This is a genomic window from Cylindrospermum stagnale PCC 7417 (genome assembly GCF_000317535.1).
Classification (GTDB): Bacteria; Cyanobacteriota; Cyanobacteriia; order Cyanobacteriales; family Nostocaceae; genus Cylindrospermum; species Cylindrospermum stagnale.
This window is the reverse complement of the sequence record NC_020050.1, coordinates 97,048-114,211: the sequence shown is the minus strand read 5'-3', so window position 1 is coordinate 114,211 and position 17,164 is coordinate 97,048. Positions and strand designations below refer to the sequence as shown.

The following is a 17,164-nucleotide window of genomic DNA, read 5'->3' as shown; positions in this document are numbered from 1 at the left end:
GACTAGAAGAGGAAAAATATGCTTTCTTTAAAAAAAGTCCACAATGGATCTGATGGTTATAATAGTGTATTTCAAAGTTGGCACGAACAGGCATCCATAAGAGTCAAGTCTCGTAGAGTCATATCAGAAGATGAACTCGAAGGAAAGGTATTTTTTCCACCGGAGTCGTTCCCTGTAATTTCACACCCTCTTATTAAGGAACGGGGTGAACATATCATCAAAAAACTGCTTATTTATCGTCTATACAGTTACTTAGATTTTACAGAAAATCTAGAACTTCAAATAGTAAATCCCATAGCCTATAAGATAGCTCATAATCAACTGAATATCGATATGTCTAGGGAAAAGAGGCTGGATGCCTATAAAATTTACGTTGATGAAGCATATCATGCATTATTTTCTGTAGATATTAAGACCCAGGTAGAAAAAGTAACTGGAATAGCTTCTCTTGATCTAGGAACCCCAAACTTCTTACAGCGTCTTAGCCATATTCAAGAGTCCGTTGATAGTAATTTACAAGAAATAATTAAGGTATTCTGGACAATTGTATCAGAAACACTAATTACAGGTATCCTCGCAGAGATGCCAAAAAACAAAGATGTAGTAACTCCAGTCCGTGAGATGATCAAGGATCATGCTCAAGATGAAAGCCATCATCATGTATACTTTGCCAGTTTATTAGAAACACTCTGGTTTCAACTTCAACCCAAATATCGGTCTGTAATTGGTCCCCTGTTACCAGAGATGATTTTTGCCTTTTTAGAACCAGATATTACCGTGATTAAATATTGTTTAGGGGCAGTGGGTTTAGAAAGTCAGGAAATAGACATGGTGGTAAAAGAATCCTATTCTAGAAGAGATGTAATACTTGGTGTGAAAAAGGCAGCAAACGTGACGTTGAAACACTTTGATATAAATGGCATTTTTGAAGATCCATATACTGCTGAAGCATTTGAAAAAAGTGGTTTATTTAGTTAAAGTAGTAGTGTGTCAAGATCGAAAAGAAGAATAGAGTCCTTCGACTGTCTGAATAGGGAGCAGCTTGACTTAATTCAAAAAAGCTATGTTATGTAAATTCTTGATGCTTATTTTTAGCTTCCTAATAGTTACTTACAAATTTAATTGCCAAAGTCTTTGCTATATAATTGTCTTCCCATATACTTTGGAACTGTTAACAGCTTGTATATGTTCACCCTTTAGACAGAGTATTTATATGTATAGAAGTATAGGTTAACTGATGAACATCACCCACCCGGAAAAATATAGCTTCTTGAGGAGCTTCTATCAACTTACCTTAGTCAATATTCTCTCTAGTATTATTGTGCCACTAGCTGGTTTTATAGGTATTGTTTTTTTGGGTCATCTGACAGAAATCCATCATCTAGCGGGGGCTTCTCTAGCTATCATTCTATTTGACTGCATCTACTTTTGTTTGAACTTTTTACGGTGGGTAACCACAGGAATGACTGCAATAGCTGTTGGACAAAATGACGAGGAGGCAATACTACTGGTGGGAGTGCGAAATGCCTTGATCGCCCTGGTGATTGGTATTCTCATTCTTATTTTGCATTATCCTTTAGGATATCTTGCGTTTGATCTATTTAATGTTACTGTTGAGGTTAAAAATTCTGGTCTTGCCTATTTTAACGCCCGCATTTGGGGCGCACCTGCCGTTTTGCTCAACTATGTACTGGTTGGTTGGCTTCTTGGACAACGACAAAGTGGGAAGGCATTGATCATGACTATTGTTTTTAATATTGCTAATATCGTGCAGGACTACTTTTATGTCATACGCTGGGATTGGGCAAGTACAGGGGCTGGACTATCCTCATCTGTTAGTCAGTATTTGATGCTATTGATAGGGATAATTTTAGTGAGCCGAGAGGTTTCCTTTAAAAGGCTGCGAACATTAGGGGTACAACTTAGGGACTTACCAGCTTTTCAATCTACTCTTAGCATGAATGGGAACCTGTTTGTCAGGTCTTTGGCTATTGCATTTACTTATGCCATTTTCTCCAGTGTGAGTACTACAATGGGGACGACGAACATAGCTGTAAATTCCCTACTCTTGCAGGTAGTATTGTTAACCGTAGACATTTTTCATGGCATAGGACTTACCACAACAACCTTAAGCGGAATCTTTGAAGGAGGGGAAGCAAACTCTAAGTCTTTTCCTCTATTACAGATTGCAGTAGGAACTAGTCTCTTAATAGGACTTACTTGCGCGGGTGTGTCTGTTCTTTTCCCTCAAACTATATTTGGACTGTTAACCAACCACACCGAGATCATAGGACAAATTAAAATCTATGTTCCTTGGTTACTAATCGTTTTAGGATGTGGTTCAATTGCCTTGATACTGGAGGGATACCTTACAGGAACAACAAAAGGGTATATACTACGGAATGCCTTATTAATCAGTACATTATTGGGATTTGTGCCCTCGGCTATTTTAGCATGGCACTATCAGAGTAACCATATTTTATGGTTGGCTATGTCTATGTTCATGACACTCAGAATAGTGATTCCTGGGATATATATATTTATGCAAGATGCAATAGCAGTGAAGCATCTGTAAAAAATAATATTGTTTGATTGGTAATGATATTATACAACTTTAGTTAATTTTGTTCTCTTAAATGTCGTAAAATTTTGACTATAGACTTTATTGTTTCTGTCAATGCGTAAGTCCTAGAACCTATAGACATGGTTAAAAAGTTAGTTGTTAGGACGGAGAGAAGAAATGGGATATTAGATATTCCTTGCATGGTAGATGTATTCAAACAAAGTGGTCTAATAGTGAATTAAGACTAATGGCTCGTTCTTGATTGACAATCGTATATAGATAGGCTTTTGCTGTTTTGCTGTCGATTAGTACTATTCAAATTTATAGGTGAGTGATGGAAGTAACCAAGACAAAATCTACTGCTGAAATTAAGAGACAAATACAAGATTCTAATTTCACAACAACTTCTCTATCACCTAATCAGAGAGAGACGAAAGAGGTAGATGCTAGCGTTGACACTATTTTAGAATCTAGTTTCGGATCTATCTTAAGTTCTGACGCTAGCGTTAAAAGTCATTACCAACAAGCAGTAAAATGGCTCTTATTGCAGATTAGATATCATACGATTTTGATGGAATTTGTTGATAAATCTGACCTTTGTGAGATATTAGCTGTAGCGTTCAGAAGGTATAAACATCATTACTCAAGAATTGAGATTGGATTAGTCCAAGAGGTGGATACTAAAGATTTACAAGGATTATTATTAAGCGCTCTTGCAGAAGTTGAGAAAATATTTAACAGACATTTGGTAGAAGTATTTGTTTATGGCACTTTAATGTCAAACGAAAGTAGGCATTATTTGATTGAATCTACCGAGTTTCTTGGGGAGGATGCCATCGAGAATGCTGATTTGTTTGATTTGGGTGCGTATCCTATGCTGGTGCTACATGGTAATAATACGGTTTTTGGTGAATGCTACCGTATATCTCTAAAAACATTACAGCTACTAGACAAAGTAGAAGGACACCCTCACTACTATCAACGTTGTTGGTGCTATTTAAAAAGTGAGCGTAGGGCCATAGTGTATAAAGGCAGTCAGGCAATGACTTTAAATAGTCAATGTATACCTGACGGCAGGTGGTCCTTCTCACGTAAGCAAGCAATTTCTACAACTTTGAGTCAAACCAAAGAATCACTACTAGCAGAAGTATTCTCACTAGAGGGAAATCTTGATGAGCTACCTTTATCTCTTGCCCAGCAGTACCTCTGGTATAAGACCCAGTCAGAACCTGACAATTCTGTTTACAACGTGGCTGCGTCCTATAAAATTGTAGGATGCCTTGATTTATCTGTACTTGATCAAAGTTTAAGAGAGGTAATACGTCGCCATTCAATCTTACGAACTACATTTCCTACAGTAAATGGAAAACCAGTTCAGATTGTTTCCTTAGACCCTACTTTCACACTATCAGTTATGGATCTCCAGGATGTTCCTGAAGTAGACAGGGTATCTCATATCGATGATGTTCTGACTGAGCAGGTTCGGCAATCTTTTAATATAGAACGAGATCCATTGCTGTGTATGAAGCTTTTACTTGTAGATGAAGAGGAGCACATATTATTGCTGACGATGCATCGTCTTATTGCAGACGAATGGTCCCTTAACCTATTTGTGCAAGAAATGGTGTTATTGTATGAAGCACTGATGGCTGGGACTACACTTCTATTACCGGAAGTGACTCATCAATATACAGATTTTTCTCGGCAACAACGACAGTATTTGCAAGGTGATGTTTTGGAAGAACAGTTAAAATATTGGAAGCATCAACTACATAGCAATTTAACTGCGTTAGACCTTCCGACAGAGCAACCAAAATCACTACCTCAAGCCTGTAGTAAAAAGCAACATTCAAAGCTCTCAAAGGAATTAATAAGCAGCTTAAAGTTATTAGCTGAACAGGAAAAGGTAACTTTGTTCACAATCCTGTTAACAGTGCTAAAAATATTATTATATCGCTATACACAATCGACAGATATCATCGTTGGCTCTTACATTGCTAATCGCAATCAGGCTCAGACTAAGGAACTAGTTGGTCCACTGGCTAATACTTTATTCATACGCACCCAACTCAAAGATGGTTTAAGCTTCAGAGAATTACTAACCCATGTTGATCAGGTAGTATTAGATGCATCTAATAATCAGGACATACCTTTTGACTATGTGCTGGACGTGCTACAACTACAGCATAATAATGACCAATCTTCACTGTTACAGGTAAAATTCACATTACGAGGTGAGCCAAAATTAGCTATTGGATCTCAGGAGTTAATTCTAAGCACACTGGAAATTAAAGATGTTAATGAAGGGTTTGCTTTGGCTTTATTGATAGAGGAAGTCGAGCAAGAACTACTTGCATCTTGGGAATATAGTACTAGTCTATTTGATGCCGATACAGTCGGGAGAATGATAGGGCATTTTCAGACTTTATTAAGTGGAATTGTGGCAAATCCTGAGCAGTCAATTTCAACTCTACCCTTGTTGACATCAGAAGAGCAGAATCAGTTATTGGTAAGTTGGAACCCAGAGCAGCCAGAATATTCTAAAAATATCTGTCTTCATGAACTGATTGAAGCTCAGGTTGAAAAATCTCCCACAGCAGTTGCAATTAGATTTGAGGGAGAACAACTTACCTACTTAGAACTTAACCAACGTGCCAACCAACTAGCACATCACCTGCAAACTTTAGGCGTAACTTCAGAGACACCTGTCGGACTCTGCATGGAGATGTCTCTATATCTGGCAGTTGCTATTCTTGGATTATTCAAGGCGGGCGGAGTTTATGTGCCACTTGAGCCTACATATCCGGTGGATCGTATAGCCTTCGTCTTAGAAGATACCCAATTACCAATATTACTGACTCAAGAGAAGTTTTTGGAAAGGCTTCCTAAACTTGAGATGCAAGTGGTCTGTCTAGATACCATCTGGGAAGCACTTGCTCAAAAAAGTATAGAAAATCCAGTCAGTGGAGTAACAGGAGAAAATATTGCTTATATTCTCTATACCTCAGGTTCTACGGGTAAGCCTAAAGGTGTTCAGCTTTCTCACTCTGTATGTTGCAGTCGTGAACTGTGGGAGCAGAAAACTTTTAAGCTAACTGAATCAGACCGGGTTTTAATGAAATCGTCTTGGAGTTCCAGAGAATTTTTTTGGCCCCTAATAGTAGGAGCACAAGTGATTATGGCACGTTCAGGAGGTTACCAGGATAGTAAATATCTTGCAAAACTAATCTCTGAACAGGGAGTTACTGTGATTAGCCTCGTGCCCTCAGTACTAAAACTTCTTTTAGAAGAGCCAAAGATTGAGACTTGTACTAGCCTGCGTCATGTTATATCAACTGGGGAAGCTCTTCCTAATGATCTCCAAGAAGAATTTCTTAATCGCCTACCTGCACAACTGCACAATGTTTATGGTCTTAATGAGGCAAACTACAGCACACATTGGACTTATAAGCGTGAAAATCAACAACAGGGTAAAGTTCCCATTGGCTATCCAACGGATATGCAGATATATTTGTTAGATCCTCATTTGCAGCTAGTACCTATTGGTGTACCTGGAGAGATACATATTAGTGGTTTCGGTTTAGCTCAAGGGTACTTTAACCGACCTAACTTAAATGCTGAGAGGTTTATTCCCAACTTCCTAAGTACTAACACAAGCTCGCGCCTTTTCAAAACTGGTGACCTTGCTCGTTATCGGTCAGATGGTGTTATCGAATACCTCGGCCGCATTGATTATCAAGTAAATATTCGTGGTCTGCGAGTTGAGCTAGGAGAGATTGAGTTTGTGCTAAAACATCACTCTGCTGTACGGGAAGCTGTAGTTATACAGCGAGAAGATACTCCAGGTGACAAGAGCTTAGTGGGATACGTAGTTTTGAACAAAGATCATCATGCTTCAGTTAATGAACTACGCCATCACTTGAAACAGAAGTTGCCAGATTATATGATTCCTGCTGTCTTCGTATATCTAGATGCACTACCTATGACCCCTAATGGCAAAGTGGCTCGCCTGGCCCTTCCGGTGCCTAGTCGGAAACGCTCAAAAGCAGATAAGACCTTTGTAGCTCCTACTAATTCTGTTGAAAGACAGATAGCCGACATATGGGCTAGTGTTCTTAAGGTGGATCAGATTTCTATTCATGATGACTTCTTCGAACTTGGAGGATATTCCTTATTAGCTACTAGAGTCATTGCTCGTCTACATAAAATATTCGGAGTTGAATTATCTCTGCAAGGCTTTACTGAAAAGCCAACCATAGCAGAATTGAGTATTGCCCTGAAAGAGTCTGTCTAATTAGTAGGAAGTCCCAATTCTAACTTGGCTTTGAAACTGAATCTGCTGATGCTCTGAAAAATTTTAGTGATCAGACAAAGCCAACACAAGTGGCAGACATCGGCAGTATTCAACAGAGTTTAGTTGGGCATTTTGCATATCTCAATGCTCTTACCCTGCATTACAAGCAATAAATTAAGTATTGAAAGTACGTAAATAGAGACGTTCTTAACTTGTGGTCATTATTTGATTAATGATAGAAGAAAGAACCACTTCTATTTTCTGTAATACTAAGACATACTTACTTAAGAGACTACATTGACAAATTCCGTGAAGTGGATTTTAATTAAATATATTAGTATTATATAAATCCTATACAGATAGAAAAATTACTGTATAATTTACGAAAGAAGTCAGCCTGTCATTTAATTCAGTCTTAAAAGTGGAAAAGATTCCTATGAATACAAAGAAAGTATATTTAAAAGCATTAGCTTATGAATTGGGAGAGCTACATAGTATAGATGAAGTAAGTGAACTGAAGGAAGACCCTCAAGTTTTAAACACCTTGTTAACGCTTGGTTTAGATAAATACAGTAAAAGCAGTTTAACATTATCAGGTATTGCTAAAATTAGCGCCTTAAAGACTATGGAAAAAGCGCCAATTATTGACCAAGATATTGATGTATTACTATATGCTACAAACAGTTTTCGTAATTTCAAAAGTACTGGACTAGCAGAAATTTGCCATCTTATTGATGAGTTAAGTTTGGAAAGAGCTTACCCCATAGGAATAAATCTATCTGAGTGTGGAAACTTGCAAGCAGCTATACGAGTAGGGACAAGTCTAATCAAATCAGAAGATTGTAATAATGTTTTGATAGTTACTACTGATAAGGGAGCAGTGGGTGGTTCGAGGATTATCTCGCCAAACATATCTGTAACAAGTGACGCGGCAGCGAGTTTCATTTTAACCAACTCGGAAACAGATGCAGAGTTTGAGATGGTTTGTAACAAACAACACATGAATCCAGGCGTTAGTTACATTGATCCTATGAGAGATGGTTTACAGTATTTGGAAGCTATTATGGAGGGAATCAAAAAAACTTCACATATGACATTAATAGAGATCGGTAAAGAGCCGAAAGACTTTCGCAAATTAATAATTAATAATTATAATACATCAGTGACTAAAACTATTTGTGATATATTAGAATTTGACCATGAGCAAGTGTATAGTAAGAATATTCCGAGGTTTGCTCATGCATGGGCTTCAGATAACATAATAAATCTGTACGATTTTTTACTTGAAACCCCTCTTCTGCCCAATGATCTTATCATGTTGATTGGAACAGGAACAAGTGCCTGGGGATGTACTGTTTTATCTAAAATTTGAGTTTCAAACTCTGCTTCTGTGCTAAGGATTCAGGCGGAGGTTAGTTGACATAAATATCCGAGTTTGCATGGAACAGATCAACCAGCATCAACGGAGTTGCCTATTTTATTTTATTGTAAAAAACAAGTTTCCATAATAAAAAAATGACAATTGCTGGTGAGATATAACAATGAGAGAAGTGTTTGCATTAATTGAAAAACAATCAATAGAATTTGCTCAATTACCATTCTTTGAGTTTTTAGGTAATCAAAGCATTGAGCCTATAGAAAGATTATCTTTTGCCCCTTGTTTTACACCTTTTGTAATGGGATATGGAGATTTAAATAAGTTTGTTTGGTTAGAAGAACCAACTACTAACCCAATTCAAGCTATTGTTAACAAACAAATCCGTGAAGAAGAGAATCATTGGATATGGTTTTTGAAGGACTTGGAAGATTTGGACTTCAACCATTTCTTAAGTTTCACTGACTCTTCAAAGTTTAATTGGAGTGATGAAACACGGATTTGTAGACAAATAATTTATGAACTATATCGGCATACTTATCAAGTAAGCCCCATTTGTAAGCTGGTGGTTATTGAATCGATAGAATCCATATCGAATATTTTTTTCTCAAGAACTGCACCAGTCACTCAAGAGTTGAAACTTATCACCAATAGAGAGTACCCGTATTTTGGAAACCCTCATTTACTCGCTGAAAATAACCACAGTGTTCATTCTTGTGAAACAAATGAATTTATTGCAAATATACATTTAATAGAAGATACTCGCAAGCAAGCCTGTAAATTAGTTAATGAAACTTTTGAACTGTTTACAGTCTTGGTAGATGTGCTTCTTAATTTTGCTAAAGAATATAAGTTTAGGGACTTCCAGAAAATAAAACATTCCAGCATAAATAATGATAATTGTGACTTGAATCATAAAATAAGCTTTTAACTCACTTTATGGGGTCTTGCTCACTTTTGGTGATGCGGGGTGGATAGAGACGACTCAGAAGAGCGATCGCTATTTCAAAAGCTCAGCAGATTTCTAGAAGTAACCTACTCAGGAGAGTTCTTACACTGCCAGCAGAACCCGTTGGCTCAACAGGTCAAACTTGGCACGACCATACATCTGGCGTTTCAACATCTTCAGACGGTTGATCTGTCCTTCCACCTGTCCGTTACTCCACTCTAAAGTCACGCCCGCCTTGACCGCCTCATAGTGGGGTTCAGTTAGGTCGAGGGGGAGTATTATCTCCCGCCCCTCCCAATTAATTAGAGTCGATGCTCCTGTTACCAGGAGACACCTCTCCTTCAGAACGCGGACGTGCAGCTTTCACTGCATCCGGCTCCTAGTCTGACACCTAATAAGTCGGGTCTATCCCGCTGTTCGGACTCTCACCCGACCATGAATGGTCTGATGCTGGTGACATTCTCGGTGCAGGACTTCCAAATTTAACGGTTTCCAATTATCATGGTTGCCGTCAATGTGGTGTAATTCTGCAATATCACCTGAAATGAACGATAGATTACAGTCTGTACATTTGTGATTCTGTTTCTTGAGAAGTCGTGCCGTTATACCATCGTAGTTAGCATTCTCGCGTTTAGACCAATAAACAAAGTCGCCATCATAGGGTGATTTATCTCCTTTGACAATGACAAACTTGCAAGCTGACCAACTGACCGAAGGAATTGCTCTTTTTATAACCTTATTGGTTTCATAACGGTTGTATCTTCCTTGTTTCCGAATGAATTTCCATAACCAGTAGCGCAGTGCCCATAGGTCATGTTGACTCATATCGCAGAATCTGTGGTAATTTCTCCACCCTCTTATCATCGAACCACATTTGTTGATGCGATGCTCTAGAGTGAAACGACTATCTTTCATCATTTCTTTAACTTTTGTTTTAATGCTATCTGTAGCTTTTTGGGGTATTGCAACGATTCGTAAAAAATTCCGCCATATTGAGTGAAATGGTTACACACAAAGGATTGTAGATATATTCAGTCCGTCCAAAAAGATTCAAATCTCTGGGGAGACATTTGCGTGTAACGCACGGTGTGGTGAATATTCTTGTGTCCCAAGTAATCTTGAATTGCTCTGGTATCATGACCCTGGGCTGCTAAATAGTAGCCACAAGCATGGCGCAATTGATGGGGATGAACTGGTTCAGTGATTCCAGCGCGCTCGCCAGCGCGTGCGATAATGTGACGAACGGCTCTAGTTGATAGTGGAGCTTTACGCTCAGACACAAAAACATAGGGAGTATCAGGATAATCGCGTTGCAATTGACGCAAGGCTCTTAATTCTGGAGCGCGTAACGGATGAACAGTATCATGCCCATGTTTGAGACGACGAATGTCGATATAACCCTCTGACAAATCTACTTGATACTCCCTATGTTTTTGTGTCTGAGCGTAAAGCTCCACTATCAACTAGAGCCGTTCGTCACATTATCGCACGCGCTGGCGAGCGCGCTGGAATCACTGAACCAGTTCATCCCCATCAATTGCGCCATGCTTGTGGCTACTATTTAGCAGCCCAGGGTCATGATACCAGAGCAATTCAAGATTACTTGGGACACAAGAATATTCACCACACCGTGCGTTACACGCAAATGTCTCCCCAGAGATTTGAATCTTTTTGGACGGACTGAATATATCTACAATCCTTTGTGTGTAACCATTTCACTCAATATGGCGGAATTTTTTACGAATCGTTGCAATACCCCATAAACGCTCCGGCTTGCAAACAAGAAAATTGTTGGCTCAAATTAAGGGTCTTGCTCACTTTTGGTGATGCGGGGTGGATAGAGACGACTCAGAAGAGCGATGGCGCAGAGCGCCCGCTCTCCAGCGATCGCTATTTCAAAAGTTCAGCAGATTTATAGAAGTAACCTGCTCAGGAGAGTTCTTACACTGCCAGCAGAACCCGTTGGCTCAACAGGTCAAACTTGGCACGGCCATACATCTGGCGTTTCAACATCTTTAGACGGTTGATCTGTCCTTCAACCTGTCCGTTACTCCACTCTAAAGTCACGCCCGCCTTGACCGCCTCATAGTCTTCGCCGAGGCGCAGGGCAAAGCCAACCAAAGCTCCCAGTTGACTCCGAACTGCCCGTGTCAGCCAAGGTTCTAGTCGTTCGGGAGAGCGCTCGCGCAGGATTTGGGCAAAGTCCTGGCTCAGTTCAATAGCTTGAGCTAAATCAGGATGCTGGGCGATGAGTCGAGCCAGTAGCTGTTCGTCTTGCTCATCTCGATTGGACGGTCGGCGCAGCACTAACCGGCGTCGCGCGACGCACCGTCAGGGGCTTTTTCTTTGGCTCAATCACTTCAGGCAACGGACAACTGCTCAGGCGCTGTCGCGGGGCAAGTCCTTGAGAGGAGCGTAACCTTTGAGCATAGCGCGTCACGGTACAGTAGCTGCCACGATAGCCCTTTTTCTTGATTTCACAAAACAGTTGCTTCACCTCGCGGCAGCCAGAGTTCCAGCGCTTGAGAAGATAGTGTTTGTAAGGGTCGAGGAGACTGCGCCCTCGATCACTGCGCCCCTTGCGTTCAGGAAACTGAGCGGTTCGGAGGTAGCGAAAGACTGTACTTTTACCAATGCCGAGCAAACGGGCGATGGCTGGTGCTGACCAACCTCGCTCTCGCAAGGTTTGAACTTGTTGGTAGATATTCAGCCGCCGGGCACGGCGCTGTTTTGCTAACACAACAGCCTCATTGGGCGAGGGAGGCGGCGGCACTGGCACTGCTACTGAGCCGTCAGGGCGAGACACGGAAGCCTGAGCGATCGCTTCGGCCACTGCTTTGAGAGCAGAGCTGTGGTCGCTCAAAACAGCTTCGAGAGCCTCAGCTAAGTTTTGCAGCAAGTGGAATCGGTCAGCCACCTGAATCCCTTGCGGTGCCCCAGCTTTTGCCCCCTTCTCGTAAGCTCTCGCTCTGTCCCGTGAAATAACCTCAACACCTGGATGGTTTTTTAACCACTTGGCAAGAGTTTCGGCTTCTCGGTCAGGCAGCAAGGCGACTGGTTGATGGGTTTCTAAATCTACCAAAATTGTGCCATATGTCTTCCGCTTGCAGTAAGCCCAATCATCTACGCCGAGGATAGTTGGCGTGGCTAACTCTGGCAAAGTAACCTGGCGTACTAACCGCAACAAAGTGTGTCGGCTGATTGTCAAGCCGAGACGACTCCCAAGCCGCGCTCCCGTCGCTCCTCCTAAAAACAAGCCGATAGCACTCAATTGTTCTCTCAGCCTTGAGGTCTTTCTTGCCCAAGGCAATACCATCCCAGGTAGCCGCTCGGTAAAAATGCGTCGTGGACAAGCCGTGTTTGTACAGAAGAATTTCCGCACCTGAAGCTGCCAGATCACCCTGTATTGACCCCAGGGCAGATCGGTCAGGGTGCGTTCGTAGTGACTGTGAACTCGAACGGTCGGCGAATGACAAATTGGGCAGTTAGCGCTCGCTCCCATTGACACAATAGTTAGTCGAACCTGGGTTGTCGGAGGGCTAATTTGCCAACCTTCGAGTTGAAGGTAAGGGGGAAGAAGTAACAGATTTCGTAGAACTTCCATAGCCTTCTCCCAAGCCATATAGAACCTCTACTTTAACCATAAAACGAAAACGTCCTAGAGCTTCATTCTTATTGGCGATCGCTCTTCTGAGTCGTCTCTATCCGCCCCGCATCACCAAAAGTGAGCAAGACCCTTAATTTGAGCCAACAATTTTCTTGTTTGCAAGCCGGAGCGTTTATGTTTGCGAGCCGCAACACATATAGAGCCAGAAAATTTAGTATTTTTGGACGAAACTGGCGTTCTACTTGGGTTAACGAGGACTCATGCCCGTTCACAAATGGGAACAAGAGCTTACTCTCTTAACCCCTTCTATAGAGGTTCAAAAGTTACAGTAATTGGAGCAATTAGTATTAACAAAGTAGTTGCATTAATGACAATGAATAATTCAATGGATGGCAGGGCATTTGAATTATTTGTTGAGAAGTTTTTAGTGCCAAATTTATGGTCAGGAGCAGTAGTAGTCATGGATAATTTATCCGCACATAAACTAGATTCAATTGTGCTAATGATTGAAGCTGTAGGCGCGAAAGTTATTTGTTTATCCTCATACTCTCCCGATTTTAATCCAATTGAATTATGGTGGTCACAACTTAAATCTTTTCTACGCCGTTTCGCTCCAACTACAACGGAAATGGTTGATAAACTAATCTCAGTTGCACTCGACTTAATAAATCCTCAACAATTAAGAAACTGGTTTGCTAGTTGCTGCTACTGTACCTCATAATAGCCGGAAACGCTGTAAGCTTTGTGAGCTTTCTTACAACAGCACCCCACTTTTAAAACATCCTCTAAACTCCAGTCCCAAGTCCAGTCAGAAAACATCAACCTTTACTCCTTCAAGCCAGAGCTGACCTAAGATGTTAAGTATGAATGCAACATCCGATTCTTCTTCATACGGGTGGCTTAACGAAGAAAGCACGATTTGTCCAGCAGCACGCTCTGGATGCTGCACCGCCAGAGCACTTAACGTCCGCCCAGGACCAACTTGTAGCAATATTCGCTCTGTTTTTTTACAAAGTTCTTGCAAACCTTCTGAGAAGCGCACAGTTTGGCGCATATGTCTAGCCCAATAGTTCGGATCTGTTGCTTGATCCGTTGTAATCCAAGTCCCAGTGACGCTAGAAATATACGGTATTTGAGGTGGTCTAAGAGTCATTTTTTCTACATAAGATTTAAATGGCTCTATGATAGAGTCCATTTCCTGTGAGTGAGGAGCATGGGAGGCATCTAAAGGAAGACACATGACATCCTTCTGGCTGAGCCGATCCTTTAATTCCTCCAGAGCTTTTGCGGGACCTGAAACAATGCAAAGGTTTGGACCGTTAATTGCAGCTAGGGATATCTTACCTAAAAATGGGCGCACTTCCTTCTCTGAAAGCTCAATGGCAAGCATAGCTCCACTAGGCAGTTCCTGTATAAGTCGTCCACGGACAACTACTAGTTTTAATGCATCTTTTAGGGAGAAAACGCCAGCCAGACAAGCTGCAACATATTCACCAAGGCTATGACCTATCATTGCTTGAGGAAACACACCCCACTCTTGCCACAACTTAGCTAAAGCATACTCAATCACAAAGAGTGCTGACTGTGCAATCAATGTTTGTTGAAGTTGCTGCGTGGCAGCGTATGTCTGTTTTTCATCAGGATATATTATGTTGTGAATGTCCAGGTTTAAGTGAGGCTTTAAAAATTCTGAGCAGATATTAACTTGTTCCCGAAATGTGTTCTCAATTTGATAAAGTTCCAATCCCATATTTACATATTGTGCTCCCTGCCCTGGAAACATAAACACAACAGGTCGCTCTTCGAACTCTTGAAAGCGTGTATAAACTTTTTTAGAATCAAGTGTTTCTAGGGCAGTCACAGCATTATTAAGGTTATTGCAAACAAGCATTCGACGATGCTTAAAATCTTTTTTACGAACTTGATATAAGCCAGCAATTTTAACAAAATCTTGATTGGTTGATCGCTTTAAGTGTTCAATCAGATTTGCAGTTTTTATCTCTAAAGCAGAGCTTGTTTCTGCAGAAAGCACTAACAAGTGCCAAGGACGAGGTTTTTCTAAAGTTTTATTCATTTGATTTTATCCTCCTAAAAAAATAAATTCACTACACCAAACTCTCTCTCTGTATTACTACTTACCTACTTGACATGCCTGTTTTGAATCACAAACGAATGGCACTAATAAAAGCGTAAATACCTGGTATTCCCAGCTTTTGGGTGCGGGGTTGCAGGTTCGGCTGTGAGGAATTAAGAAGATGTTGTACTAAATTAAATTTTCTTAAACACTACACCCCATACCCTACCTCCACCACCCTGCCCTGACGAAATTTTACTTTTTCTTCGTACCATTCAAATCAGAGATAGTTGTTGATATTAAAGACCCCACCTGTTCTTAGTTTAAAGTTTTTGTTTCTGCTATAATTTGCTCTTTAATAACTGATGCTAATTCGGCTACAGTTGGATTTTTAAATATAACAATCGGAGGAATGTCTGTTAGATATATTTTTTGTAACTGAGAAATAATTTTAATAGCGACTAAGGAGTTACCTCCCAAACTGAAAAAATCATCATAAACACCTATTTGTTCAATACGGAAAACCTTTTGCCAAATATCAGCAATCTTTTGCTCAATATTAAATCTGGGAGCAACATAGCTATTTTGTAAATTCAGTCGCTGACGTTGTTGTTGTGCTATTTGAATTGATTCTTGTTCTTGTGATGGTAAAAAATTGATGCCTGACTCTTTCTGAGTCTTCTCCCATTGCTCTTTTTGAGATTCTCTCCCACGGTGTTGGCGCTCGAAGAAATAAATAGGTAAAGGAAGTGTACTAGAATGGCCATTCCCATAGAGTTTCGACCAATCCACTGACACTCCAGCTAGCCAGATTTGACCCAGTGTATTAAGCAAGAACGCCAGATCCGATTGCTGGTTATAGGAGTTTGGTAATGAGGCTAGTACTTGCCGTTCTGATACATTGGCGCTAGCTGGGTGTTGCAGCGTCATACTACCCAAAGTTTGGCCTGGTCCAACTTCTAAAAGGATTTGAGCCGGCACTTGCCATAATGTTTCAATTCCATCAGCAAAACGTACAGTTTGGCATAAATGCCTGCCCCAATAACTTGGATCGGTGGCTTCCATTGCTGTAATCCAAGTTCCTGTGACATTAGATATATACGGAATTTGAGGAGGCTTGAGGTCAAAGCTTTTAACCAACTGGATGAACGGCTCCAAAATTGCCTCCATAATTGGAGAATGAAAAGCATGAGTAGTTTGCAATTGGCGACAAGCTATTCCATTTGTCAAAAGATGCTGCTCTAATTTAGCTATCGGCTCTGTAAGTCCGGCAACTATACAGAGCTGAAGTCCATTGACAGCAGATAAGCACAGATGCTCTGTGAGCAGTGGCTGTAGTTCCATCTCTGAAAGGGAGACTGCTAACATTGCCCCGCCGGGTAATTGTTGAATGAGTTGACCTCTTTTAGCAACCAGAGCTAAAGTCTCCTCCAGAGATAAGACACCAGCTAAAGTTGCCGCTACATACTCGCTGATGCTATAACCAATAAGCGCCTGAGGCTTTATCCCCCATGCCATCCACATCTGGGCTAACGCATACTCAATGATAAACAGTGCTGGTTGAGCAATATAAGTTTGATTTAGTTTTTGAGTATTGACATCTATTGGAGTTTGGTCACGTTGTAACATCCGTCGTAAATCTAGCTTCTGGGAAGACATTACTGCGACTGGGTTGTTTGTTTGCCGAATTTGCTCAGCTTGTTCCTGATGAGGATAAAGTACATCTTGCAAGTCAAAATCCAGGTGAGGTTTGAGGAGTTCTGAGCAACAAGCTATATGTTTGCGAAAAGTTGGCTCAAGCTGATAAAGCTGTAAAGCCATATTGACGTATTGCTCTCCTAAGCCAGGAAACATGAAAACTACAGACCGATTGTTAGTTTCTTGGATGCTGCTGGTAAAAATACGTTTGGGGTTTCTGGTTGTCAACGCATATGCTGCATCTTGGCGATCACAACACACTAGTATCCGACGGTGATTAAATGCCTGACAATCAACTTGGAGAGTATAAGCTAAATCAGTAAGGTTAATTTCAGAATTCTGGTTTAAAAACTCAGCTAGATTATCAGTTGCTGTCTCCAAGCCTGATTCTGTTTTACTCGATAGCACCAGCAAATGCCACGGCGTAGGAGAGTTTGATTGTTTATTGCTATTAGAAATTAAATTACTTTTCATTATTATCTCTTTGTAATGTTTGAATCCATTTAATATTTGCAAGTAATCTTAAATGAGTTATGAACTTTCTTTTCCTGGCAAAGACACTGCGCGATCGCCTCTTTTGTGCCTTTGTGGTTCGTTAAAGATA

The 17,164-nt window shown here is 40.7% G+C and carries 10 protein-coding genes and 3 pseudogenes; 7 read left to right on the top strand and 6 right to left on the bottom strand.

Annotated features, from left to right (window positions below; genetic code table 11):
• Positions 1–18: 18 nt before the first annotated feature.
• The 5 genes from CYLST_RS30080 to CYLST_RS30060 all read left to right on the top strand — a co-directional run bounded on the left by CYLST_RS30080 (position 19) and on the right by CYLST_RS30060 (position 9,163).
• Complete coding sequence (locus CYLST_RS30080) at positions 19–978, top strand: diiron oxygenase (RefSeq protein ID WP_015328312.1); 960 nt, start codon at positions 19–21, stop codon at positions 976–978.
• 259 nt (positions 979–1,237) lie between these two features.
• Positions 1,238–2,575, top strand: a complete 1,338-nt coding sequence (gene gntT / locus CYLST_RS30075; RefSeq protein WP_015328311.1) for a guanitoxin biosynthesis MATE family efflux transporter GntT — start codon at positions 1,238–1,240, stop codon at positions 2,573–2,575.
• Between the two features lie 322 nt (positions 2,576–2,897).
• Positions 2,898–6,857, top strand: coding sequence for a non-ribosomal peptide synthetase (locus CYLST_RS30070; RefSeq protein ID WP_015328310.1), 3,960 nt, complete (start codon positions 2,898–2,900; stop codon positions 6,855–6,857).
• Positions 6,858–7,293: 436 nt separating this feature from the next.
• Positions 7,294–8,229 (top strand): 3-oxoacyl-[acyl-carrier-protein] synthase III C-terminal domain-containing protein, encoded by a 936-nt coding sequence (locus CYLST_RS30065; protein ID WP_015328309.1) that lies wholly within the window; start codon positions 7,294–7,296, stop codon positions 8,227–8,229.
• A gap of 169 nt (positions 8,230–8,398) precedes the next feature.
• On the top strand, positions 8,399–9,163 hold the full coding sequence (locus tag CYLST_RS30060) for a hypothetical protein (protein WP_015328308.1): 765 nt from the start codon (positions 8,399–8,401) through the stop codon (positions 9,161–9,163).
• A 120-nt stretch (positions 9,164–9,283) separates the two neighbouring features.
• Here CYLST_RS30060 and CYLST_RS36465 read toward each other — a convergent pair whose 3' ends face one another.
• The 3 genes and pseudogenes from CYLST_RS36465 to CYLST_RS30050 all read right to left on the bottom strand — a co-directional run.
• Positions 9,284–9,409, bottom strand: a complete 126-nt coding sequence (locus CYLST_RS36465) for a hypothetical protein (RefSeq protein WP_281172843.1) — start codon at positions 9,407–9,409, stop codon at positions 9,284–9,286.
• Positions 9,410–9,586: 177 nt separating this feature from the next.
• A complete protein-coding gene (locus CYLST_RS30055; protein ID WP_281172847.1) occupies positions 9,587–10,120 on the bottom strand; it encodes an HNH endonuclease signature motif containing protein in 534 nt (177 codons plus the stop codon).
• A 92-nt stretch (positions 10,121–10,212) separates the two neighbouring features.
• Positions 10,213–10,599: pseudogene (locus CYLST_RS30050) on the bottom strand (tyrosine-type recombinase/integrase); the annotation flags it as partial.
• Here CYLST_RS30050 and CYLST_RS36225 point away from each other — a divergent pair.
• Positions 10,599–10,865, top strand: a pseudogene (locus tag CYLST_RS36225) (tyrosine-type recombinase/integrase); the annotation flags it as partial. The pseudogenes CYLST_RS30050 and CYLST_RS36225 overlap by 1 nt on opposite strands.
• Before the next feature lie 257 nt (positions 10,866–11,122).
• On the opposite strand, the pseudogene CYLST_RS30040 reads toward CYLST_RS36225, so the two are convergent.
• A pseudogene (locus tag CYLST_RS30040) lies at positions 11,123–12,785 on the bottom strand (ISL3 family transposase).
• 181 nt (positions 12,786–12,966) lie between these two features.
• Here CYLST_RS30040 and CYLST_RS30035 point away from each other — a divergent pair.
• A complete protein-coding gene (locus CYLST_RS30035; RefSeq protein ID WP_015328306.1) occupies positions 12,967–13,509 on the top strand; it encodes a transposase in 543 nt (180 codons plus the stop codon).
• 87 nt (positions 13,510–13,596) lie between these two features.
• Here the strand turns inward: CYLST_RS30035 and CYLST_RS30030 are convergent, their stop codons facing one another.
• Together CYLST_RS30030 and CYLST_RS30025 are read right to left on the bottom strand one after the other, a co-directional pair.
• Positions 13,597–14,862: an acyltransferase domain-containing protein gene (locus CYLST_RS30030; RefSeq protein ID WP_015328305.1), complete on the bottom strand. Its 1,266-nt coding sequence runs from the start codon at positions 14,860–14,862 to the stop codon at positions 13,597–13,599.
• Between the two features lie 318 nt (positions 14,863–15,180).
• The gene (locus CYLST_RS30025; protein ID WP_015328304.1) at positions 15,181–17,034 is read right to left on the bottom strand and encodes an acyltransferase domain-containing protein; all 1,854 of its coding nucleotides are present in this window, start codon (positions 17,032–17,034) and stop codon (positions 15,181–15,183) included.
• Positions 17,035–17,164: the final 130 nt, after the last annotated feature.